21 protein-coding genes are annotated in these 20,741 nt (G+C 71.4%); 14 read left to right on the top strand and 7 right to left on the bottom strand.

Features of this window, described 5'->3' with window-relative positions:
- Positions 1 to 98 precede the first annotated feature (98 nt).
- The 4 genes from ACFQRJ_RS12830 (at position 99) to ACFQRJ_RS12815 (ending at position 3,778) form a co-directional block, all read left to right on the top strand.
- On the top strand, positions 99 to 1,004 hold the full coding sequence (locus ACFQRJ_RS12830) for a deoxyribose-phosphate aldolase (protein WP_377019542.1): 906 nt from the start codon (positions 99 to 101) through the stop codon (positions 1,002 to 1,004).
- Between the two features lie 15 nt (positions 1,005 to 1,019).
- The gene (gene iolB, locus ACFQRJ_RS12825) at positions 1,020 to 1,904 is read left to right on the top strand and encodes a 5-deoxy-glucuronate isomerase (protein ID WP_377019541.1); all 885 of its coding nucleotides are present in this window, start codon (positions 1,020 to 1,022) and stop codon (positions 1,902 to 1,904) included.
- Positions 1,901 to 2,947 (top strand): Gfo/Idh/MocA family protein, encoded by a 1,047-nt coding sequence (locus ACFQRJ_RS12820; RefSeq protein WP_377019539.1) that lies wholly within the window; start codon positions 1,901 to 1,903, stop codon positions 2,945 to 2,947. Before iolB ends, ACFQRJ_RS12820 begins: the two co-directional genes overlap by 4 nt.
- 69 nt (positions 2,948 to 3,016) lie before the next feature.
- Positions 3,017 to 3,778: a GntR family transcriptional regulator gene (locus tag ACFQRJ_RS12815; protein WP_377019538.1), complete on the top strand. Its 762-nt coding sequence runs from the start codon at positions 3,017 to 3,019 to the stop codon at positions 3,776 to 3,778.
- 57 nt (positions 3,779 to 3,835) lie between these two features.
- Here the strand turns inward: ACFQRJ_RS12815 and ACFQRJ_RS12810 are convergent, their stop codons facing one another.
- From ACFQRJ_RS12810 to ACFQRJ_RS12800, 3 genes are read right to left on the bottom strand one after another with little or no spacing between them, the layout of a single operon-like run.
- Positions 3,836 to 4,411 carry an SRPBCC family protein gene (locus ACFQRJ_RS12810; protein WP_377019536.1) on the bottom strand — a complete coding sequence of 192 codons (576 nt, stop codon included), beginning with the start codon at positions 4,409 to 4,411 and terminating at the stop codon, positions 3,836 to 3,838.
- Positions 4,408 to 4,977, bottom strand: coding sequence for a dihydrofolate reductase family protein (locus tag ACFQRJ_RS12805; RefSeq protein ID WP_377019535.1), 570 nt, complete (start codon positions 4,975 to 4,977; stop codon positions 4,408 to 4,410). Before ACFQRJ_RS12805 ends, ACFQRJ_RS12810 begins: the two co-directional genes overlap by 4 nt.
- Before the next feature lie 34 nt (positions 4,978 to 5,011).
- Complete coding sequence (locus tag ACFQRJ_RS12800; protein WP_377019533.1) at positions 5,012 to 5,707, bottom strand: DUF899 domain-containing protein; 696 nt, start codon at positions 5,705 to 5,707, stop codon at positions 5,012 to 5,014.
- Positions 5,708 to 5,793: 86 nt separating this feature from the next.
- Between ACFQRJ_RS12800 and ACFQRJ_RS12795 the strand changes: the two genes are divergently transcribed.
- Complete coding sequence (locus ACFQRJ_RS12795; RefSeq protein ID WP_377019531.1) at positions 5,794 to 6,465, top strand: TetR/AcrR family transcriptional regulator; 672 nt, start codon at positions 5,794 to 5,796, stop codon at positions 6,463 to 6,465.
- 28 nt (positions 6,466 to 6,493) lie between these two features.
- Here ACFQRJ_RS12795 and ACFQRJ_RS12790 read toward each other — a convergent pair whose 3' ends face one another.
- The 4 genes from ACFQRJ_RS12790 to ACFQRJ_RS12775 form a co-directional block, all read right to left on the bottom strand.
- Positions 6,494 to 6,853 carry a TraR/DksA family transcriptional regulator gene (locus ACFQRJ_RS12790; protein WP_377019530.1) on the bottom strand — a complete coding sequence of 120 codons (360 nt, stop codon included), beginning with the start codon at positions 6,851 to 6,853 and terminating at the stop codon, positions 6,494 to 6,496.
- Positions 6,854 to 6,868: 15 nt separating this feature from the next.
- Positions 6,869 to 8,497: a M81 family metallopeptidase gene (locus tag ACFQRJ_RS12785; protein ID WP_377019529.1), complete on the bottom strand. Its 1,629-nt coding sequence runs from the start codon at positions 8,495 to 8,497 to the stop codon at positions 6,869 to 6,871.
- A gap of 184 nt (positions 8,498 to 8,681) precedes the next feature.
- On the bottom strand, positions 8,682 to 10,088 hold the full coding sequence (locus tag ACFQRJ_RS12780) for a 6-phospho-beta-glucosidase (RefSeq protein ID WP_377019528.1): 1,407 nt from the start codon (positions 10,086 to 10,088) through the stop codon (positions 8,682 to 8,684).
- The gene (locus tag ACFQRJ_RS12775) at positions 10,085 to 10,855 is read right to left on the bottom strand and encodes a DeoR/GlpR family DNA-binding transcription regulator (RefSeq protein ID WP_377019527.1); all 771 of its coding nucleotides are present in this window, start codon (positions 10,853 to 10,855) and stop codon (positions 10,085 to 10,087) included. The genes ACFQRJ_RS12780 and ACFQRJ_RS12775 overlap by 4 nt, the downstream gene beginning before the upstream one ends.
- A 136-nt stretch (positions 10,856 to 10,991) precedes the next feature.
- Between ACFQRJ_RS12775 and ACFQRJ_RS12770 the strand changes: the two genes are divergently transcribed.
- The 9 genes from ACFQRJ_RS12770 to ACFQRJ_RS12730 all read left to right on the top strand — a co-directional run bounded on the left by ACFQRJ_RS12770 (position 10,992) and on the right by ACFQRJ_RS12730 (position 20,533).
- The gene (locus tag ACFQRJ_RS12770; protein ID WP_377019526.1) at positions 10,992 to 12,362 is read left to right on the top strand and encodes an ABC transporter substrate-binding protein; all 1,371 of its coding nucleotides are present in this window, start codon (positions 10,992 to 10,994) and stop codon (positions 12,360 to 12,362) included.
- Positions 12,363 to 12,369: 7 nt separating this feature from the next.
- Positions 12,370 to 13,266: a carbohydrate ABC transporter permease gene (locus tag ACFQRJ_RS12765; RefSeq protein ID WP_377019525.1), complete on the top strand. Its 897-nt coding sequence runs from the start codon at positions 12,370 to 12,372 to the stop codon at positions 13,264 to 13,266.
- Positions 13,263 to 14,084, top strand: a complete 822-nt coding sequence (locus ACFQRJ_RS12760) for a carbohydrate ABC transporter permease (protein ID WP_377019524.1) — start codon at positions 13,263 to 13,265, stop codon at positions 14,082 to 14,084. Before ACFQRJ_RS12765 ends, ACFQRJ_RS12760 begins: the two co-directional genes overlap by 4 nt.
- Positions 14,084 to 15,277 carry a carbohydrate kinase family protein gene (locus ACFQRJ_RS12755; protein WP_377019523.1) on the top strand — a complete coding sequence of 398 codons (1,194 nt, stop codon included), beginning with the start codon at positions 14,084 to 14,086 and terminating at the stop codon, positions 15,275 to 15,277. The genes ACFQRJ_RS12760 and ACFQRJ_RS12755 overlap by 1 nt, the downstream gene beginning before the upstream one ends.
- A gap of 379 nt (positions 15,278 to 15,656) precedes the next feature.
- Entirely contained in the window at positions 15,657 to 16,352 is a 696-nt protein-coding gene (locus tag ACFQRJ_RS12750) for a hypothetical protein (RefSeq protein WP_377019522.1), read from the top strand.
- Between the two features lie 90 nt (positions 16,353 to 16,442).
- The gene (locus tag ACFQRJ_RS12745) at positions 16,443 to 17,471 is read left to right on the top strand and encodes an aldo/keto reductase (RefSeq protein ID WP_377019521.1); all 1,029 of its coding nucleotides are present in this window, start codon (positions 16,443 to 16,445) and stop codon (positions 17,469 to 17,471) included.
- A 134-nt stretch (positions 17,472 to 17,605) separates the two neighbouring features.
- The gene (locus tag ACFQRJ_RS12740; protein ID WP_377019520.1) at positions 17,606 to 18,646 is read left to right on the top strand and encodes a M14 family zinc carboxypeptidase; all 1,041 of its coding nucleotides are present in this window, start codon (positions 17,606 to 17,608) and stop codon (positions 18,644 to 18,646) included.
- Between the two features lie 100 nt (positions 18,647 to 18,746).
- Positions 18,747 to 19,745 (top strand): dihydroxyacetone kinase subunit DhaK, encoded by a 999-nt coding sequence (locus ACFQRJ_RS12735; protein ID WP_377019519.1) that lies wholly within the window; start codon positions 18,747 to 18,749, stop codon positions 19,743 to 19,745.
- Positions 19,746 to 19,801: 56 nt separating this feature from the next.
- Positions 19,802 to 20,533, top strand: coding sequence for a DAK2 domain-containing protein (locus tag ACFQRJ_RS12730; protein ID WP_377019518.1), 732 nt, complete (start codon positions 19,802 to 19,804; stop codon positions 20,531 to 20,533).
- Positions 20,534 to 20,741 lie beyond the last annotated feature (208 nt).

Below are 20,741 nucleotides of genomic sequence, written 5' to 3'. Positions count from 1 at the left end.
TGCTGGCCGTCGAACGGCTCGCATCCTAGGCCATGCACCCGCCGGGACCGAGTGGTCACGACCCTACCGAACAAGGCCGCACTAAGGAGGGTCCCCCAGTGAGCACCGACGTCGACCGCAGCACGGAGTTCGTCAGCACCTACGAGGACGTCACGCGGGTGCGCCTGGAGGATCCGGGGCGCATCGCCCGCCTCGCCGCCGCCCGTCGCCGCCGCACCGTCGCCGACACGGGCGGGCGCCTCATGGTGATCGCGGCGGACCATCCCGCCCGCGGTGCCCTCGGCGTCGGCCCCCGCCCCGACGCCATGGCCAGCCGCACCGAGCTGCTGGACCGCATGCGCGAGGCCCTCGCCGTGCCCGGCGTGGACGGCGTGCTCGGCACCGCCGACATCCTCGAGGATCTCCTCCTGCTGGGCGCGCTCGAGGACAAGGTCGTCTTCGCCTCGATGAACCGGGGCGGCCTGCAGGGCGGATCCTGGGAGATCGAGGACCGCTTCACCGCCTACGACGCCCCCTCCATCAAGGCCTCCGGCTTCGACGGCGGCAAGATGCTCACCCGCATCGACCTCTCCGACGACCGGACCTCCTTCATCCTCGATGCCAGCGCCAAGGCCGTCACCGACCTCGCCCGGCACGAGCTGATCGCGATGGTCGAGCCGTTCATGTCCGCCCGCCGCGACGGCAAGCTCGTCAACAACCTCTCGCCCGAGGCCGTCATCAGGTCCATCCACATCGGTCAGGGCCTCGGCGCGACCAGCGCCTACACCTGGCTGAAGCTGCCGGCGGTGGAGGACATGGAGCGGGTCATGGACGCCACCACCCTGCCGACCCTCATCCTCGGCGGCGACCCGGTCGACGCCGACCCCGCGGGCCTGCGCGCCACCTGGCAGAGAGCGCTGGACCGGCCCAACGTCCGCGGGCTGGTCGTCGGCCGCACCCTGCTCTACCCGGCCGACGGCGATGTGACCTCCGCAGTGCGCGCCTCGGTCGAGATGATCCGCTGAGAGAACGGAGCCCCCATGACGCAGCTGCACATCCCCGCCCGCTCCTCCGGCGAGGGCCGCTACGACACGGTGATCGATCCCGGCCGGCGCGAGGGCTGGCACCACACCGGCCTGCGCGTGCTCGCCCTCGGCCCGGGTGAATCAGAGGCCTATGCGGCCGACGGCGTCGAGGTGATGGTCGTGCCGCTCAGCGGCGGCTGCCAGGTCACCGTCGAGGGCACGACGCACACCCTGCGCGGCCGCGAAGACGTCTTCGCCTCCGCGACGGACGTGCTCTACGCCCCCGTCGGCTCCCACCTGGAGATCTCGTCCGAGCGCGGAGGCCGCTTCGCCGTGACCGCCGCCGTCGTCGAGGCCGACGCGGCCGGCGGCCATCCCGTCGCCCTGATCCGCGCCGAGGACATCCCCGTCGAGATCCGCGGCGGCGGGAACATGACCCGCAAGGTCCGCAACTTCGGCGCCGCCGGCGTGTTCGACGCCTGCGACAGCCTGATCGCCGTCGAGGTGATCACCCCCGGCGGGAACTGGTCCAGCTACCCCGCCCACAAGCACGACACCGCCTCCGAGAGCGAATCCGCGCTGGAGGAGATCTACTACTACGAGATCCAGCCCGCCCCCGGCGGGAGCGCCGGCTTCGGATACCACCGGAGCACCGCCAGCGACGAGCGCCCCATCGACGTGCTCACCGAGGTCCGCGCCGGGGACACCGTGCTGGTCCCGCACGGCTGGCACGGCCCGTGCGCCGCCGCCCCCGGGCACGACATGTACTACCTCAACGTCATGGCCGGCCCCGAGGCCGAGCGGGCGTGGAAGATCACCGACCATCCCGACCAGACCTGGGTGCGCGGCACCTGGGCCGACGCCGGGATCGACCCCCGTCTCGAAGGAGAACCCCGATGACCCCGCAGGAGACCCAGCAGGATCTGCCGCGCGACCTCCGCATCGGCGTGATCGGCGTGGGCCGGATGGGCGCCGATCACGTCGAGCGCATCACCCGCCGCACCAAGGGCGCCCGCGTCAGCGCGATCAACGACTTCCGGCGGGAGACCGCCGAGCAGGTCGCCGCCGCCGCGCCCGGTGCACGGGTCGTCGACTCGCCCGAGGAGCTCATCGCCGCCGACGACGTCGACGCCGTGCTGATCACGAGCCCCGGCCAGTTCCACCGCGACCAGGCCATCGCCTGCATCGCCGCCGGCAAGCCCGTGCTGTGCGAGAAGCCGCTGGCGATGAACCCGGCCGACGCCTACGACGTGGTGCGCGCCGAGCACGCCTCCGGGCAGCGGTACGTCTCGCTGGGGTTCATGCGGCGGTTCGATGCCGAGTACGCCGAGCTCAAGGACGCCCTGGAGGCGGGAGAGGTCGGCACCCCGATGCTGCTGAACTGCAAGCACCGCAACGCCGAGGTCCCGCCCGGGTTCACCGATGCCCACATGGTCTACGACTCCGCCGTGCACGAGATCGACGCGATCTCGTTCTTCCTCGACGAGCCCGCGACCTCGGTCCAGACGATCATCCCGCGCAGCACGGAGAACGCCCCCGAGGGACTCCACGACCCGATGCTGCTGCTGTTCCGCACCGCCTCGGGCGTGGTGGTCACCGACGAGCTGTACGTGAACACCGGCGCCGGCTACGAGGTGCGCACCGAGGTGGTCGGCTCCCGCGGAACTGCCACCATCGGCCTGGACATCTCCCGCGTCACCACTCAGCAGCCCGGCGGGACCTGGGGAGGTTCCGTGCCCGCCGACTTCCGGCCCCGCTTCGTCGCGGCCTACGACGCCGAGGTCCAGGCCTGGGTCGATGCGATCGCGGTCGGCACGAACATCGCCGAGCGCTCCGCGACCGCCTGGGACGGGTATCTCGCCGCCGCCGTCTGCGATGCCGCCGAGAAGTCGCTGACCAGCCAGGACGCCATCGACGTGCAGCTGGAGGCGCGTCCTGCGTGACCGTGGTCCCTATGCTGGAGTCCCTGGACGGTATGTCGTGACATGCCTGCGAGCACGAAGGAGAGACCCATGGACACCGGAAGCACCGAGGTGAGTCCGTTCGTCCTGGACCTCACCGTGGACCGCGACAGCACCCAGCCGCTGTACCTCCAGCTCGCCTCCGCGATCGAGGACGCCGTGCGCACCGGAGGCCTGCCCCCGGGCAGCCGCCTGGAGAACGAGATGGCCCTGGCCAAACGGCTGGGGCTCTCGCGCCCGACGGTGCGCCAGGGCATCCAGGAGCTCGTGGACAAGGGCATGCTGGTGCGCAAGCGCGGGGTGGGCACCCAGGTGATCCAGGCCCCCGTGAACCGGCAGGTCGCGCTGACCTCCCTGTACGACGACCTGCGCACCGCCGGGAAGGACCCCCGCACCGAGATCATCGAGTACCGGATCGGCCGCCCGTCGGTCGAAGCGACCGACCGGCTCCAGCTGCGCCCCGGCGAGCAGGTCCTCGACCTGCTGCGCGTGCGCTATGCCGACGACGAACCCCTGGCCGTCATGCGCAACACCCTGCCCGAACGCATCGCGCCCTCGCGGGAGTCGTTGGCCGCCACCGGCCTCTACGCCTCCCTGCGCGAGATGGGCGTGATCTCCGTCCTCGCTCAGGAGCGCATCGGCGCCACCACCGCTGACGAGGAGCACGCCGAGCTGCTGGACGAGCAGGTCGGCGCGGCCCTGCTGACCATGGAGCGCAAGTCCTTCGCCAATGACGGCGGCGTCGTGGAGTACGGGTACCACGTCTACCGCGCCTCGCGGTACTCCTTCGAGGTCACCCTCGTCGACTCCTGAGAGGCCGGCGCACGGGCAGCGGGCACGCCACACCCCGGCGAGGAGGCCGGGGTGAGTTCAGGCGGCGCGTGAGTCGCCCTCCACGGTCTCGGCGAGGGAGGCGAGGGAGGCCTCGAGATGATCGGGGCCGACGGCCGGCATGCCGCCGATGGCTGCGGCGACCTCCGGTGGGGTGGCGCTCCAGTCGTAGGTCAGGCTCACGCGAGTGCCCTCGGCGACGGGCTCGAGATCGTAGCGCCAGATCCATCCGCCGCCCTGCAGCGTGCCGTCGGCGCCGTACTGGGACGGCTCCCAGGCGATCGCGCGCTCCGGCTCCAGGAGGGTCACCAGGTTGTGCATCTCGTAGCGCCCGCCCGCGTTGACGTGGAACATCTCGATGCCGAACACCTGGCCCGCCGCGGTCAGCCGCTCCGGAGCCCCGTCCAGGGCGCCTCGCACCCAATCCGTCGGCTCCGTCTCGTGGTGGCGGGAAGGGTCGGTGAGCAGGGCGAAGACCTCGCCGGGCGGGGCCTTCACCACGCGGTGGGCGACGAGGCGGACCTCGGCGTCGCCATGCTGGCCGCGCTCGGCCCCCGGCGTGGTGGATGCCTCTGGCGTGGTGGGGGCGGTCGGTGCGGCGGTGGGCTCGGTCATGACTCGTTCCTTTCCAGGGGTGTGGCGGAAGACCAGCGCGTGTAGGTGACGCCGGTGGCGAAGGAGCGGTGCTCGGTGAGGCGAAGGCGCTCGCGGTGGCCGTCGGGGAACAGCCGCCGGCCGCGTCCCTGGACGTAGGGATAGGTCCACAGGCAGTACTCGTCGACGAGACCGGCGGCGATGAGAGTGTGGCTGAGCGTGATGCTGCCGGTCAGGGAGATCGATCGACCGGATCGCTGGGTGAGCTCCCGGACCGCGGCGACGGGGTCGGTGTCGATGACCGTGGAGTTCTGCCATCCGGGGTCGGTCATGGTCGTGCTGACGACGTACTTGGCGAGGGCGTTGAGCTCGTCGGTGATCCCCGTGGTGTCGTCGCTCTGCTGGGGCCAGTACCCGCGGAAGTCCTCGAACGTCTGCCGGCCCAGCACGATCGCATCGCATTCGGCGCTGTCGCGCTGGGTGAGCTCGAGCATCTCGGGGTCCTGCTCGCTGGGGTCGAACCAGTCATCGAGCATCTCGACCGAGCCGTCGGCGGTCATGTTCTGGGTGAGGATCAGCGAATGCATGGCGCTCCCGGGGCGGGGCCCGTCCGGACGGTGCTCATGAGGGTGTCCTCCCGTAGAGGGCGGCGACGTCGGGGGAGTCCAGCCACCTGTCGTAGGTCTCGGAACGGGGCCAGCCCGCGGGGGAGTCCTGCCAGGGCTCCTGCCGGCCCCACGGCAGCAGGTCCACCAGGGCGAAGGTGTGGGAGAGCTGCTCGGTACCGCGGCCCGTGGTGTGCCAGGTGCGGAAGACACGGTCCCCGTCGCGGAGGAGCACGTTGACCGCGAATCCCCCACCGGGTGGGGCGTCCACGTCCGCCCCGAACGAGCTGTCGGCGGTGGAGTACCACTCCATCTCGTTGCCGACCTTCTCGCGGTAGGCCAGGGCCTCGTCGATCGGGCCCTGGGTGACGACGACGAAGCGGGCGTCGTACCGGTCCAGGAAGTCCAGGCGGGTGAACTGCGAGGTGAAGTACGTGCAGCCCCCGCACTGCCACTCCGAGCCGGGGGACCACATGTGGTGGTACGTGATCAGCTGCGAACGGCCCGCGAAGACGTCGACCAGGCGCACCGGGCCGTCCTTCGACATCAGCGTGTACTCGGGCAGCTCGACCATGGGTAGGCGGCGACGCTGGGCGGCGATCGCGTCGAGCTCGCGGGTCGCAGCCTTCTCGCGGGCGCGGAGCTGGTCGAGCTCGCGGCGCCACGTCTCGGCATCGGTGACGGGAGGGAACGGGGCGGGACTCGTCGTCATGACGCTCCTCGGGAGGGATACAGTGCATGTGAACACCATCCACATTGGTGTGAACACCGTAAACTTCCTTCAGGAGGGCGTCAAGAGTGGCGGAGCGATCGCGGCCGTATCATCACGGCGACCTGCGGGCTGCGCTCGTGGCCGAAGGGCTCGAGATCTCGCGCCACCAGGGTCCCTCCGCCCTGTCGCTGCGCGAGGTGACCCGCCGCGCCGGGGTCTCTCCGGCGGCTGCCTATCGCCACTTCCGTGACCGTCACGCCCTGATGGTCGCGCTCTCCGGCGAGATCCAGGCGCGCATGGTCCAGCGCATGCGCTCGCGGACGCGGCACGGCTGCTCCGGCGACGAGGAAGGCGACGACGAGGCGGGGGCGGCCCTGGCGCGACTGCGCGGTGTGGGTCTGGGGTACATCGACTTCGCGATCGAGGAGCCGGGATGGTTCGAACTGGCCTTCTTCGGCGAGCGCGCCCGGGACGGGGCCGAAGCGGGTGCCGCCGACGATGCCGCGCTCGACCCGGCCGAGGAGGTGGAGCTCCAGGACGTCCCGCCGTTCGCCGAGCTGCTGGCCGCGCTCGACGAGTGCGTGCGCACCGGGGTGCTGCCGGCGCACCGCCGCGACGGGGCGGAGCTGTCCTGCTGGTCGGCTGTGCACGGGTGCGCGGAGCTGATGGTCCACGGCCCGCTGCGGGGCGCACCTCGCGAGGTGGCGTCCACGGTCGCACAGCGCGTGGTCGACGACATCATCGCCGGTATTCGGTGACCCTCTCCGGAGGCGGCCGACGCGCCGGTCAGCGACGGCCCGGGTCCGCGCACTCGACGCAGGTGCGCGCCGCCGGCCGCGCCAGGAGCCGCCCGCGGGGGATCGCCTCGCCGCAGACCTCGCAGCGGCCGTAGGCCCCGGCGGCCATGCGCTCCTGGGCACTGCGCACCTCGGCCAGCTGGTGACGGGCGGTCTCCAGGAGGGCGCTCGTCCGGGAGCGGTCCACGGCCGTGGTGAACCCTTCGGGATCATGCTCGTCATCGGTGGAGCTCAGCTGCATGCCGTCCACGATGGATCCGTAGTCTCGCTCCAGGGCGGAGATCCGCTCAGCGGTGCGTTCGGCCTCCGCGGCGAGCCGTGCGCGGAGCTCCGGGTCCTCATGGACCATCGGTGCCTCGGCCCTTCACGGCCGCGGCGACGAGATCTCTCGCCCCGCGGCGCTGACCACGGACGCCGGGGTGGGCGCGGGGATCTCCGCGTCGAACGGGATCATGGGGCGCTGGATGCGCTGGTGACCGAGCCGCACCAGGTCCTGGTCCACGCCGCCCGGGGTGAGCGCCAGCATCCAGTCCGCCGCCGCCTCGTACTGGTCCGGCTCGAGGTAGCCCATCTTCACGGTGACCACGTCGAAGCCGGTCATGGACATCCCCAGCCGCTCGAACATGCCCTGGCGTGCCCACTGCGAGCGGCGTGCCGTGACCACCACGCTCAGGCCCGTCGGCCGGTCCCCATCCAGCACGCGCAGCCGCGCGGCACGGCCGGTCTGGGTCGTCTCGTCCAGCGCCTCGACCTCGGCGCGCAGCGCGACCGGGCCGGGCTCGCGGGTATCGATGTGCCCTCCGACCAGGAAGTCGCCGCGCCCGCCGACTCCGAGCTCGGTCGCGGCATCGGCCGACGCGGGATCGGCCAGGGCGACCATCAGAGCGCTGACCTCCCCGGAGCGGATCTCCTCGCGGGCGATCAGCCGCGCCAGGCAGTACGTGGTGTCGTCGGCGCCGCCGGCGCCGGGATTGTCGCCCGAGTCGGAGATCCAGAACGGCCGGGCGATCGAGGTGATCGCACGGTCCAGACACTCGTCGAAGGGAGCGGCGGGGGCGACGAAATCGACGTCGTGGCGGACCTTCCACAGCGCGGTGGCCAGCTCGAGGGCCGCGGCGTCGACGGCATCCGCATCCTCGCCGTAGGCCACGATCGCCGCCTGGCAGCGGGGCTGATCCGCCCAGGCGAAGCCGATCCAGCACGAGATGTCGGTGATGCCCTCACGCTCGGTGATCGCCGGGATCCTCCCGTACAGCGACTTGGCCGGCTCGATGCGGGTGGACGTCTTCTCCCCGGGCAGCAGGATCGGCACGTGCACCAGTGCCTTGTGGGGGAGGGCGCCGCCGGCCCTGACCCGCGCGCAGGTCTCGACGAGATCCCGCAGTCCGCGCTCTCGAGTCTCCCAGGCGTCGATGTGCGGGGCGTGGCGGTAGCAGGTGAGCAGGTCGCACGCCTCGAACAGCGTCTCGGAGACGTTGCCGTGCAGGTCCATCGCGGTGCCGACGACGACGTCGGGACCGATCGCCTCGCGGATCGCGGTGATCAGGTCTCCTTCGGCGTCATCCAGCCCCTCCACGCTCATGGCGCCGTGGATGTCGAAGAAGAACCCGTCCAGCGGTGCCTCGGCGTGCGCCGCGGCGAGTCCCTCGGTGATCTCGCGCTTCCAGCCCTCGTAATCGTCCCGCACGAGCTGGCCGCCCGGCAGGGCCCGGGCCTGCAGCACGCCGACGTATTCGGCGGCCTCCCGCAGCGCCTGCCCGCTGGCCGACGGGGTCCCGGCCGGGGCGCCGGACGCCGGCCCGGGGGCGGATCCGGGGTCGACGGCGCCGCTGAAGAACGGGAACCGTGCCAGCACCTCCTCGGTGCCGCGCCGGACCTCGAAGTCGCGCTCGGAGGAGCGGTACGGGGTGAAGGTCGAGGACTCGATGGCGATCCCGGCGATGCCGATGCGCGGTCGTGAGGCCGTGGTCGGGGTCGGCGTCGTCTGGGTCATGGGGGAACTCCCGGGGTAAGCGGTTGTCAGGGATCCGTTCATCCTTGCAGGTCCGCCGTGAGCCGGCCACAGGTGGTCACGACCGGGACGGACGGTCTCGACATGGTCTCGGGCGGCCGCGCGGCCGGCGTCGGGCCGGGTGCCGACCACGGGCGCGGACGCCCCGGCCCCGCTCGAGACCGCCTCAGCGACGCGTCAGCAGCGCGTCGATCTGCGGGTGGCCGGCGATGTAGCCCTCCAGCAGTCTTGCGCCGAGCGTGGGCGAGCTGACCAGGGGATGGGTCGAGAATCCCTGCCAGGCGGCCTGGCGCGAGCCGGTCACGGCGGCCTCGAGGATGGAGCGCTCGGCGGCGCGCAGGGAGGACATCAGCCCGAGCCGCCCCAGCTCCACCGGTGCCACCGGCCGGGGGTGAACGCCGTCGCCGTCCACGGTGCACAGCACCTCCAGAACAGTGTCCGCCGGAAGCTCCGGCACGATCCGGCGGGAGACCGGGTCGGCCTCGTGGCCGGCGGGGACGTTGCCGACATCGAGGATCATCCGTTCGCTGCGCCCGGTGGCGATCGCCGTCATCAGCCGCAGCGCCACCTCCTGGTACCCGCCCCCGGCGACGTCCTCCTCGCGGCGCTCCTCGTCCCGGGACTCGGCCATGTAGGTGGCCTCCCGTTCGTGGAGGGTGGAGCGCCACCTCTCCAGCGGCGAGGAGCAGCACGATCCCTCGGCGGCCGCACCGTAGAAATCGCCCTGCTGCGCGGCGAGGAACTCACCCCGGGTGCTGGCCGAGCCCACGATCCGCTCGATCGCCGCGGAGGTGTGCAGGTAGTAGTACAGGTACTCGTTCGGCAGCGCCCCGTCGGCCCGCACCCAGTCCTTCCCGATCAGGCGCGCCTCCTCGATCTCCTCGAGGGCGGCGTCGTCGGCCAGCAGGCCGGGAAGGCGGTCCTGGCCGTCCACGCTCACCGAGCGCAGCCATCCCAGGTGGTTCAGGCCCACGTAGTCCACGTCGGCCCCGCGCTCGCCGCCGACCAGGTCGACGCCCAGCAGGCGGCCCACGCGCCGCACCAGGCCGATCGGGGTGTCGCAGATGCCCACGACGCGATCGCCGAGGACGGTGCGCATGGCCTCGGTGACGATCCCGGCGGGATTGGTGAAGTTGATGACCCACGCGCCGGGGGCGGCGTCGGCGACGGTGCGGGCGATGTCCAGGGCCACGGGGATGGTGCGCAGCGCGTAGGCGAGACCGCCCGGGCCGATGGTCTCCTGGCCCAGCAGGCCCAGGTCGAGGGCGACGCGCTCGTCGACGGTGCGTGCCTCGGCGCCGCCGACGCGCACGGCGCTGAAGACGAAGTCGGCGCCGGCGACCGCCTCGCGCAGGTCGGTCGTGACGGTCAGCGCCGGCGGCCGGGCGGTGCGCCCCTGCGCGACCAGCTGCTCCCGCAGCCCCTCGATCACGGCGCTGATGGTGCGCAGCCGCCCGGGGTCGACGTCCTGCAGGGCGATCTCGTCGACGTGCAGGCCGGTGGCGCCGGTGGCGACGGCCTCGTAGACCAGCGGGACGCGGAAACCGCCCCCGCCCAGGATCGTCAGCTTCATGGCAGCAGGACCTCCAGGTCCTCCCCCTCGGGGAGGGAAAGTTGTGCGGGATGGGGGGAACGGTCGGTGATCAGGGCGGTGAAGCGGCCCAGCGGGGCGACCTCGAGGAAGCCGGAGCCGGGGAACTTCGAGTGGTCGGCGAGCAGGTAGGCGGAGGAGGAGACGGACAGCAGGCCGCGCTTGACGGGGATCTCGCTGGGCGTGGAGTCCAGCACGGTGCCGTCGGCCCGCACTCCGGAGGTGCCCAGGAAGGCGGCATCGACGCGCACCTGGCGCAGCGCCGCCTCCGTGAGGGTCCCGACGAGGGACTGGTAGTTCGGGCGCAGCAGCCCGCCGAGGACGACGATGTCGATCCCCGGTGCCTCCGCCAGGGACTTCACGACCGCGAGGGACGCGGTGACGACGGTCAGGGAACGTCCCGTGAGCAACGGGCACATGGCGGCGACGGTGGTCCCGATGTCCAACGCGATCACGTCGCCGTCCTCGATCCGGGCGACGGCCTTCTCCGCGATCCGGCGCTTGGCGGCGGGGGCGGTGGCCGCGACATCGGCGAAGGGTCGTTCGTCGGCCTCCGGGCGGATGCTGCTGTGCACATCGGTCGCACCCCCGCGCACCCGGCGCAGCACCCCGGCCTCGGCCAGCAGGTCGAGGTCCCGCCGGATCGTGGCCTCGGAGACCCCGAAATCCGCGCTCAGGCCGCCGACGGTGGCGGAGCCGCGACGACGCACCGTGGCGACGATGCTCTCGTGGCGCTCCTCACTCAGCATGGCGTCACCGTAGCACTCTTCAAGCAAATCCATGCAGTTTCGAACATCGCACTGCAGAATCACGCAGTTCGTGTCATGATGGGTGTCCTGTGCCACAGCGCCCGAGCGCTGCCGCCCGCTACCTCTGGAGAACCCCATGCGTCGACGCACCTTCCTCGGCTCCAGTGCCGCTGCCGGAGGCCTCGGCCTCCTCGCGGCCTGCGCCCCCGGCTCCGACTCCGGCGGCGGCACCAACAGTGACGGCGGGGGAGGCCCGGCCGCGAGCGACGTCGAGACCGACCCGGCGGCGATGGGTGAGATCACCCTGAAGGTCTGGGACCAGGAGGTGCGCGGTGCCCAGAACGACGCGATCACCGCTCTGATCGATGCGTTCCAGTCGGAGTACCCGAACATCACCGTCGACCGCGTCTCGCAGTCCTTCGACGACCTCCAGCAGCAGACGGGCCTGGCGCTGTCCGGCAACGACGTGCCCGACGTCCTCCAGGTCAACAACGCCCGCGGGGACATGGGCGAGTTCGTCAAGGCCGGCCAGCTGATGGACCTCTCCGGCTACGCCGAGGCCTACGGCTGGGAGGACCGGTTCCCCTCCTCCGTGCTGTCCAAGGCGCGCTACTCGAGCGACGGCGTCACTTTCGGCGAGGGGTCCCTGTGGGGCCTGCCGCAGACCGGCGAGGTGTGCGGCATCTACTACAGCGCCGCGAAGCTCGAGGCGATCGGCGCGGAGCCCCCGGCCACCTGGGACGAGCTCTTCGCGCTCGTCCAGACCGCGCAGGACGCCGGGGAGCAGCCGCTCGTGCTCGGCAATCTCGAGCAGTGGCCGGCGCTGCACGTCTTCGGCCCGCTGCAGGCGCATTTCGTGCCCGCCGAGGAGATCGTGACCCTGGCGATGGGCAACGCGGGCGCGGAGTGGACCTCCGATCCCAACGTGCAGGCCCTGACCCAGCTCGCCGACTGGGCGAGCAGCGGCGCCTTCGGCGACTCCCCGAACGGGCTGGCCTACGACACCGCGTGGGCCGAGTTCACCGAGGGCACCGGTGTGATGCTCATCGGCGGCTCCTGGCTCGCCCCGGACATGGAGGCCGTGATGGGCGAGGACCTGCGCTTCATGGCGCCGCCCGCCGGGGTCGACGGCACGGTCGCGACGACCGGCGGGACCGGCCTGCCCTTCGGCATCCCCGCCCAGGCCGCCAACCCCGACGCGGCCGCCGCCTACATCGAGTACATCACCAGCGACACCGCGATGGAGCTGATCGCCGAGAAGGGCGGGATGCCGGTGCTGCGCACCGCCGAGCTCGCCCCGGCCTCAGGGGTCAACAAGGACGCCTACGAAGCCTTCGATGCCGTCTCGAACGACGGGGTGCTGCTGCCGTACCTGGACTACGCGACGCCGTCGTTCGCCGACACCGCCGGGGCCGCACTGCAGGAGGTCATCGGCGGGCAGAGCGACCCGTCGGCCGCCGCCGAGGCGCTGCAGGCCGACTACGGCGAGTTCACCGCGGAGGGTTGAGCGGCGTATGCCGAGAAAGGCCCCATCGGCGGTCGTGCGATCGCGCGCGACCCCTTACCTCTTCATCCTGCCCGCCTTCGTCGTCTACGCGGCGTTCTCCCTGTACCCGCTGGTGCGGGCGGCGCAGTTCTCCCTCTACGAATGGCCGGGATTCGGCCCGTCCACCTTCGTGGGGCTGCAGAACTACACCGACCTGATCGGGGACGAGGCGTTCCGGGCCGCCATCGGCAATGCCCTGGTGCTGATCCTGTTCTACTCGGGGCTGCCCCTGGTGATCGGCCTGGTCCTGGCCGCCGTGCTGCGCCGCGGCCAGGTGCGCGGCATGGGCTTCTTCCGCACCGTGGTCTTCCTGCCCCAGGTGATCGCGCTGGTCGTGGTCGCCGTGGCGTGGCGGAACATCTACTCCCCGAACGGACCGCTGAACCAGGCGCTGCGGGCGGTGGGGCTGGACGAGCTGGCCCGCGGCTGGCTGGGTGATCCCGGCGCGGCGCTGCCGGCCGTGGGCCTCATCGGCACCTGGCTGCAGATGGGCCTGGTCATGCTGTTGCTGCTGGCCGGGATGAGCCGGATCCCCAACGACCTGTTCGAGGCGGCCCGGCTCGACGGCGCGGGCCCGCTGCGGGAGTTCTTCGCCATCACGCTGCCCTCTGTCCGGGGCGAGATCGTGGTCTCGCTGGTGCTGACGATCATCGCGGCGCTGAAGACGTTCGACCTGATCTACATGACCACCTCGGGCGGCCCGGGCAACGCCACCACCGTACCCAGCTACGAGGTCTACTTCCGGGCCTTCGAGCTGCGTGAGGTGGGCTCGGCCAGCGCCGTCGCCATCGTGCTGACCGTGCTGGTCTTCGCCATCAACGTGGCTGTCACCCGGATCGGCGAGCGAGGGGAGCAGGCACGATGAGAGTCTCCGCCGCCGAACGCGCGATGAACTACGTCGTGCTGGTGCTGTTCGCCGTCTTCGCCCTGACCCCGATCCTGACGATCCTGCTGACCTCCTTCTCCCCGCAGATCGGGGCGGATGCGGCCGACGGAGGATTCTGGAACCTTCACCCGGAGAACTTCGTCGAGGCCTGGCAGGTGGGCGGCTTCGGCCGCTCCCTGGCCAACTCGCTCGTGGTCGCGGCGATCGTGGTCAGCGCCGCCGTGGTCCTCTCCGTGCTCTCCGGCTACGCCTTCGGGACCATGCGCTTCCCGGGCGCGACGCTGCTGTTCTACGTGTTCCTGCTGGGCCTGATGATCCCGGCCGAGGCCGTGGTGATCCCGCTGTTCTTCGACCTGCGCGCGATGGGGCTGACCGACACCTACGCGGCGATCGCCCTGCCGCAGATCGCCCAGTCCGTCGCCTTCGGCACGTTCTGGCTGCGCGCGCAGTTCCGCACCCTGCCCGAGGAGCTGCTGGAGGCCGCGGCCCTGGACGGCGCGGGGCCCGTGCGCACCCTGCTGCGGATCGTGGTCCCCGCCTCCGTCCCCGCCGTGACCACGCTGATCGTGCTCGCGTTCATGTGGACCTGGAACGAGTTCCTCATCGCTCTGGTGATGACCCCCGGTGGCAGCCTGCGCACCGCCCCGCTGGGCCTGGCGAACTTCCAGGGCCAGTACACCGCCGAACTCGCCCTGCTCTCGGCAGGCGCCGTCATCGTCGCCCTGCCGATGGTGATCATGTTCCTCGTCCTGCAGCGACACTTCATCCGCGGAATGCTCGAAGGAGCCGTCAAGTGATGACCCCGAACCCCACCCCGGAGCCCGCGCGGCCTGAATCCGTTCGGCCCGAGGGCCCCGCGAGCCCGACCACCCCCGAGGAGATCGCCGCCCGCGACGCGGCCGCCGGATGGGATCCGCTGGCGAGCACTCGCCAGGACGGGGACCCGCCGCTGGACGTGCTGCTGTCCGGCACGGTGTTCTTCGACATCGTCTTCACCGGCTTGGAGCGACTGCCGCGGCCCGGCGAGGAGCTGTGGTCCAAGGGCATGGGCTCCAGCCCCGGCGGCATCGCGAACCTCGCCGTCGCCGCCGCCCGCCTGGGCCTGCGCACCGGGCTGGTGGCCGGCTTCGGGGACGACGCCTACGCCGACTGGATGTGGCACACGATGGCGCACGAGGAGGGCATCGACCTCTCCGCCTCGCGTCGCTTCCCCGACTTCCACTCGCCGCTGACCGCGTCGGTCGCCACCCAGGGTGACCGCGCCATGGTCACCCACGGCCACGATCTGCCCGAACCGCTCTCGAGCCTGATCGCCCGAGCGCCCGCCGCCCGCGCCGCCGTGGTCGACCTGGCGGGGGAGACCGGCTGGTGGGCGGATCTGGCCCGCCGCGGCTCGTTGATCTTCGCCGACATCGGCTACGACGAGACCGAACGCTGGGACCGGGCGGACCTCGCCCCGCTGGCCCACTGCCACGCCTTCACCCCCAACGCCCTGGAGGCCATGGCGTACACCCGCACCGAGAGCCCCGACAAGGCGGTGCGCGCCGTCGCCGAGATCGTCCCGCTCGCCGTGGTGACCGACGGCGCCGCCGGCACCTACGCCATCGACGGCTCCACCGGCGAGGAGGCCTACTGCCCGGCCGTACCCGTCACGGCCACGGACACCACGGGCGCGGGCGACGTCTTCGCCGCCTCGATGGTGCTGGGCACGCTGGCCCAGTGGCCTCTGCCGGAGCGATTGAAGTTCGCCTCCCTGTGCTCCGCCCTGGCCGTCCAGCAGTTCGGCGGATCCCTCGCCGCCCCCGGCTGGGGCGACATCACCGACTGGTGGCGCCAGCTCACCGACGCGGCCGACGGAGGCGACCTGCGCGCCGCCTACACCCGCGACGGCTACCGCTTCCTGGACGGCATCGTCCCCGACCGCCCGGTGCAGGGCCGCCGACGGGCGCAGGGCACCTTCGCCCTGCGCTCGGACGCCGGCAAGCACTGAGGCGGCACATGGGGAGTTCTCCCCGGGGAGTTCTCCACGGGGAGTCTGACCGGGGAGTTCACCCCATCGCGCTGCGTCGAGGGGACCCGTAGATTCCCGGTACTGGGTGCGGGTCACGAGGGGACGCGAGGCCGGGCCACGGGATCGGATCCGCTGCGGGAGCCGGCAGCCGACGGTGGGGGCCGTCGGGGCCGGCGGGGGCCGCAGCGTCACAGATCCCGGGCCGGCCCTCGGCCAGCTTCAGGCAGAGGAGACGGCCGTCCGCGGGGAGCGGGAAGCGGCCCGTCGGGCCCGCACCCGGTGCGGCCCGGCCTGTCGGTGCCGCCAGCGTTCCGGATTGATGGTGCGGCAGACCGTGCTTCCGCGCGAGGATGAGCAGATGGCCCATGACGAAACGCTCGTGATCGGTGTCGATATCGGGTCGATCCGCAGGCCGGGCGGCTTCGCCTGGGCCGACGCGTCCGGCGATGCCCATGGCACCGACGACCCGTCGGAGCTTGCGACATACATGGGAGCTGCTCTCCGGAATGGGCGGCGCGTCGCGCTCGCGATCGAATCGCCGCTGTCGGTGCCGATTCCTTCCGTCTCCGGTGACGGATGGCAGGACCTTGGCCGCGCCCGCACCGGCGAGGGCAATCGTTCCTGGAGCGCCGGTGCCGGATCCGGCTCGCTTGCCACCGGGCTGGCGCAGCTGACGTGGCTGCTCTCCCACGTCGCGGCGACAGCGTCACGTGCCGTCGCCGCAACCGTCCTGCTCGAGCGGTTCCACGACGGCGATGCGGACCTCCTGGTCACCGAAGCGATGGTCACCGGGGAAGGGAAGCCCGAGCCGGTCGACGACCTCGGCAACCATCGTGGCCAGGACCTCGCTGACGCCGTCGCAGCAGCTCGTCGCCTCGAGGAGATCCTCCGGCGGCCGTCCGCCGCCGACGAGTTCACCGTCGTATGCGCTCCGGCGGAGTCCTTCAACCTCGCCGCAGCCGCAGCTCTTCGGGCACAGCTCGACATCGCAGTGTCCGAACTCGCCGCAGAGGTCGTCATCGCCCGTGTCCTCCCGGTCGGCCCTCCGTCGTGATACTCCGCCGACGTCGAGTTCTGGAACACTGGTGAGCATCCGCTCCGTCGCCGTTCGGCGGCTACCCGATATGTGAGGTCACCGATGTCCATGCAGTACAGAACCCCGTCTCGCCTCGGCCGTCCGCTGTCCGTGATCGGCCAGGGCTGCTGGCAGATCGGCGCCGACTGGGGCGACGTCTCCGACGACTCCGCGAACGCGGTGCTCGAGGCCGCCCTCCAGGCCGGCGTGACGTTCTTCGACACGGCCGACGTCTACGGTGACGGCCGCAGCGAGCGCCTGGTGGGCGGTCTGCCCGAGCGGGCCGCGGCGCTCGCCGGAGAGGCCGGGTCCTCGTCGGCCCCGCTGTTCATCGCCACCAAGGCCTCGCGCCGCGCCGATCCCTTCGCGCCGGAGTCCTTCACCGAGGAGAACCTGCGCTCCTGGATCGAGCGCTCCCGGCAGAACCTCGCCACCGATACCCTCGACCTCGTCCAGCTGCACTGCCCGCCGCCGGAGATCTACCGCGACGACCGCGTGTTCGACGTGCTGGATGCGCTGGTCGGCGAGAAGAAGATCGCCGCCTGGGGCGTCAGCGTCGAGACCTGCGAGGAGGCGCTGATCAGCCTCGAGCGCGAGCACCTCGCCTCGATCCAGATCATCCTGAACCCCTTCCGCCTCAAGCCCCTGGACGAGGTGGTGCCCACTGCTCGCGAGAAGGGCGTGGCCATCATCGCCCGGGTGCCGCTGGCCTCGGGTCTGCTGACGGGGAAGTTCTCCCCGTCGACCACCTTCGCCGGCAACGATCACCGCAGCTTCAACCGTCACGGCGAGGCCTTCGACCAGGGCGAGACGTTCTCCGGCGTCGAGTACGAGACCGGCCTGGAGGCCGTCGCGCGCCTCGAGCAGGCGCTGGACGGCGCGATGCCCCTGCCCGAGGCGACGCTGCGCTGGATCACCGGCCAGGAGGGCGTGACCGCCGCGATCCCCGGTGCCAGCACCGGTGAGCAGGCCCAGCGCAACGCCGCGGCCGGCAGCGAGCCGACCGCGGAGCAGGCCGACGTGCTCGAGCGCTTCGACACGGCCGTCCGCGAGACCTACGAGGAGCTGCTGCGGGAGTCCATCCACCCGCGGTGGTGACGCCGCACGCGTCCCGTCTGCGGTTCTGGTGAGACCTGGACCGTGGGGGCGCGGAACCCTGAGCAGGTCACGGTTCAGCACCGTTCCTGACAACTTCCTTGAGGTGAGCCGTGCGAACCGATTCGGTCTACCCCATGACTCACATCACACGACGAAGCGCTCTCGGTGCACTGACCGCCCTTCCCCTCATCTCCGTGCCGGTTGCCGCCCATGCGGTGGGCAACGGGCCGGAGTGGGGCGGGAACGGCAACATCACCACTGCCCACCTGTCCACGTACGAGGATGTCGCCTCGTTCCTGGAGGCGCAGGCCGCCAAGCAGCCGGCGATGGAACTGACGGTCATCGGTCAGTCGCTGAAGGGGCGGGACCTCTACCTGGCCTCATGGGTCAGCGATCTCGACAATCCGACGGTCCTCTATCTCACACAGCAGCATGGCAACGAGCAGCTCACGACGGAGGGCGCGCTCGAGTTCATCAAGCACCTCGGCACGGGGCGCAACCGTGACGTGCTCGAGGGAGTCAATGTCCTCGTGGTCCCGATGCTCAACCCGGATGGGGCGATGGGCGACGTCGACTTCTCTCTCGAGGACTACATCGCCCACGGGGACCGACACCTCACGCGGTACAACGCTGCCGAGGTCGACCTCAATCGCGATCATGTCGACCGGCTCCAGCCGGAGACGCAAGCGCTGCACGACAACGTGCTCGGCGCGTTCGACGTCGATTACATGATCGACCTGCACCACCAGGGTGCGTACAGCGCCATCGGGGAGGAGTGGGTATCCGGTTCGATCCTCTACCCGACCACCCCCAACGTCGCGCCCGAACTCGTCGAACGCTCCAAGCAGCTCGGCGGAGTCGTCTACGACTCCGTCGAGGCGAAGGGGTGGGGACTGATCGGCAAGTACAACGGCGGCAGCGCCGAGACCATCAGCCGCAATGGCCTGGCAGTCGAGTACGGCATCGCGACGTTGCTGTTCGAGATGCGTGGCATGTCCGATCATTCATACGAGGACTATGTCCTCGGGGCGCGCAGCAGCGGATACCTGATCCGACAGACCGTGACCACACTCGAGGAGACGGCGCGCGCCATCGCCGACGGGTCGATCGAGACCGTGGACACCTCGTTCTGGGACACGCTTCCCACGCAGAGCACGTACAACCCCGACGAGTGATCGACGGTGATTCCGAGGGCGGCGCGCTGAGGCCGACCCCAGCGCGCCGCCTCCGGCAGCGCTACGCTCGAGGCACACGCCGCCGTCTCGAGGAGCGCCCATGCGACGAAGCATCATCAATGATCCCGACGACCTCATCCCGCAGGCCCTCGAAGGTCTCGCGCTCAGCCACCCCACCCTGCTGGAGCTGAACGCCGAGCACCGTTTCCTCACCCGCAAGCAGCCCGCCCGGGACAAGGTCGGTCTGGTCTCCGGCGGCGGCTCCGGCCACGAACCGCTGCACGCCGGGTTCGTGGGCACCGGCATGCTCGATGTCGCCGTGGCGGGCGCCGTGTTCGCCAGCCCCACCGCACTGCAGGTCCTGGAGGCCACCAAGGCGGCCGATTCCGGCCGCGGCGTCGTCCAGATCGTCAAGAACTACACCGGCGACGTGCTGAACTTCCGCATCGCCGGGGAGATCACCGGGGACGACGCGATCGAGACGGAGATGGTGCTGGTCGACGACGATCTCGCCACCGATACCGAGGACGACGAGGGGCCCGGCCGGCGCGGTACGGCCGCCACCGTGATCGTCGAGAAGGTGTGCGGAGCCGCCGCCGAGGCCGGAGCCTCCCTGCAGGAGGTCGCCGAGATCGGTCGCCGCGCCGCCGCGTCGGCCCGCACCATGAGCCTCGCGCTGACCGCTGGCACCCACCCCGGCGACGACCAGCCGCAGTTCGAGCTCGAGGCCGACGAGATCGAGCTCGGCGTCGGCATCCATGGCGAGCGGGCCGCACAGCGCGCGTCCTTCGCCGACGCCGACGGGCTGACGGACCTGCTGCTGGACCCCCTGCTCGAGGAGCTGGGCCTGGCCCGCGGCGACGAGGTGATCGCCATCGTCAACAGCCTCGGCTCGACCTACCCGCTCGAGCTCAACGTGGTCGCCCGTGCCCTGCACCACCGCCTCGGCGACGCCGGCATCGAGATCAGCCGCTCCCTCGTCGGCCCGTACGTGACCAGCCTGGACATGCACGGCGTCTCGATCACGCTGATGCCGCTCGATGACCAGCTGCGGAGCCTGTGGGACGCACCGGTCCGCACCCCCGCACTGACCTGGTGAACCCCGACCCCGCACACACTGACCCGGTATGCCCTGACCTGGCAAGGAGCACCGACATGACCGCCACGACCAGCAGCGAACCCCTGGGCGACGACTTCGGGCGTCAGAGCGTCACGCTCGTGCGCGACACCCTCTCCGCCGCCGCCGACGCCCTCGGCGACCTCGACCGCCGCGCCGGCGACGGCGACTTCGGCACCAACGTCCGCACCGCCATGAAGCTCCTGGACGCGAACATCGACGCGGAGGGCCCCGGCACCTATCGCGAGTGGTTCACCGCGCTGTACATGGCGTGGCTCGGCGTGGGAGGGACCAGCGGGCCCCTGTTCGGCATGTTCTTCCGCGACCTCGCCAAGGCCGGTGAGGACGACGGGATCGGAGACGGCGCGGACCGCGGGACCGGAGACAGTGGCGCCGACGGGCGGACCCCCACGCTCGCCCAGTTCGCTGAGGCGCTCGCCGCAGGCCAGGCCACCGTGCAGAAGTACGGCGAGGCCAAGGTCGGCGACAAGACCATGGTCGACGCGCTCGACCCGGCCGTGGGCGCCCTGCGCGAGGCCGTCCAGGCCGGGAAGGGCCCCGCCGAAACACTCGCCGCCGCCGAGCAGGCCGGCCTCGAAGGAGTCCGCTCCACCGCGGAGACCACTGCCCGTCGCGGGCGCGCCAGCTACGTGGGCGACGCCTCCAAGGGCGTCATCGACCCCGGCGCCGCCGCCATGGTGCTGGTCATCGGCGCCGCCCGTGCGGCTGCGGCGGGGGAGTCCTCGGTGGATATCAGCTGGATCCGCTGACCGGACCCCGGCTACCGGGAGAGCCCGGCATGCCGGAGATGGCTGGCACGAACTTGTCGCTGAGCGGCGTGTGACCCCCGTGAGAGCAGGGCAGATGCAGCTCACCCCTGCCGTCAGGCTGGCTGTGAGTCATGGAGGCGTAGCCGCGGTGTAGCCGCGTCAGGAGAGGAGAAGCCCGTGTCGATCAGCCCCGGCTATACCGAGGACG

This window comes from Brachybacterium sp. GCM10030252 (assembly GCF_042666535.1).
Classification (GTDB): Bacteria; Actinomycetota; Actinomycetes; order Actinomycetales; family Dermabacteraceae; genus Brachybacterium.
Note: the sequence above shows the minus strand (reverse complement) of the source record. Positions and strands in the feature narration are given on the sequence as shown.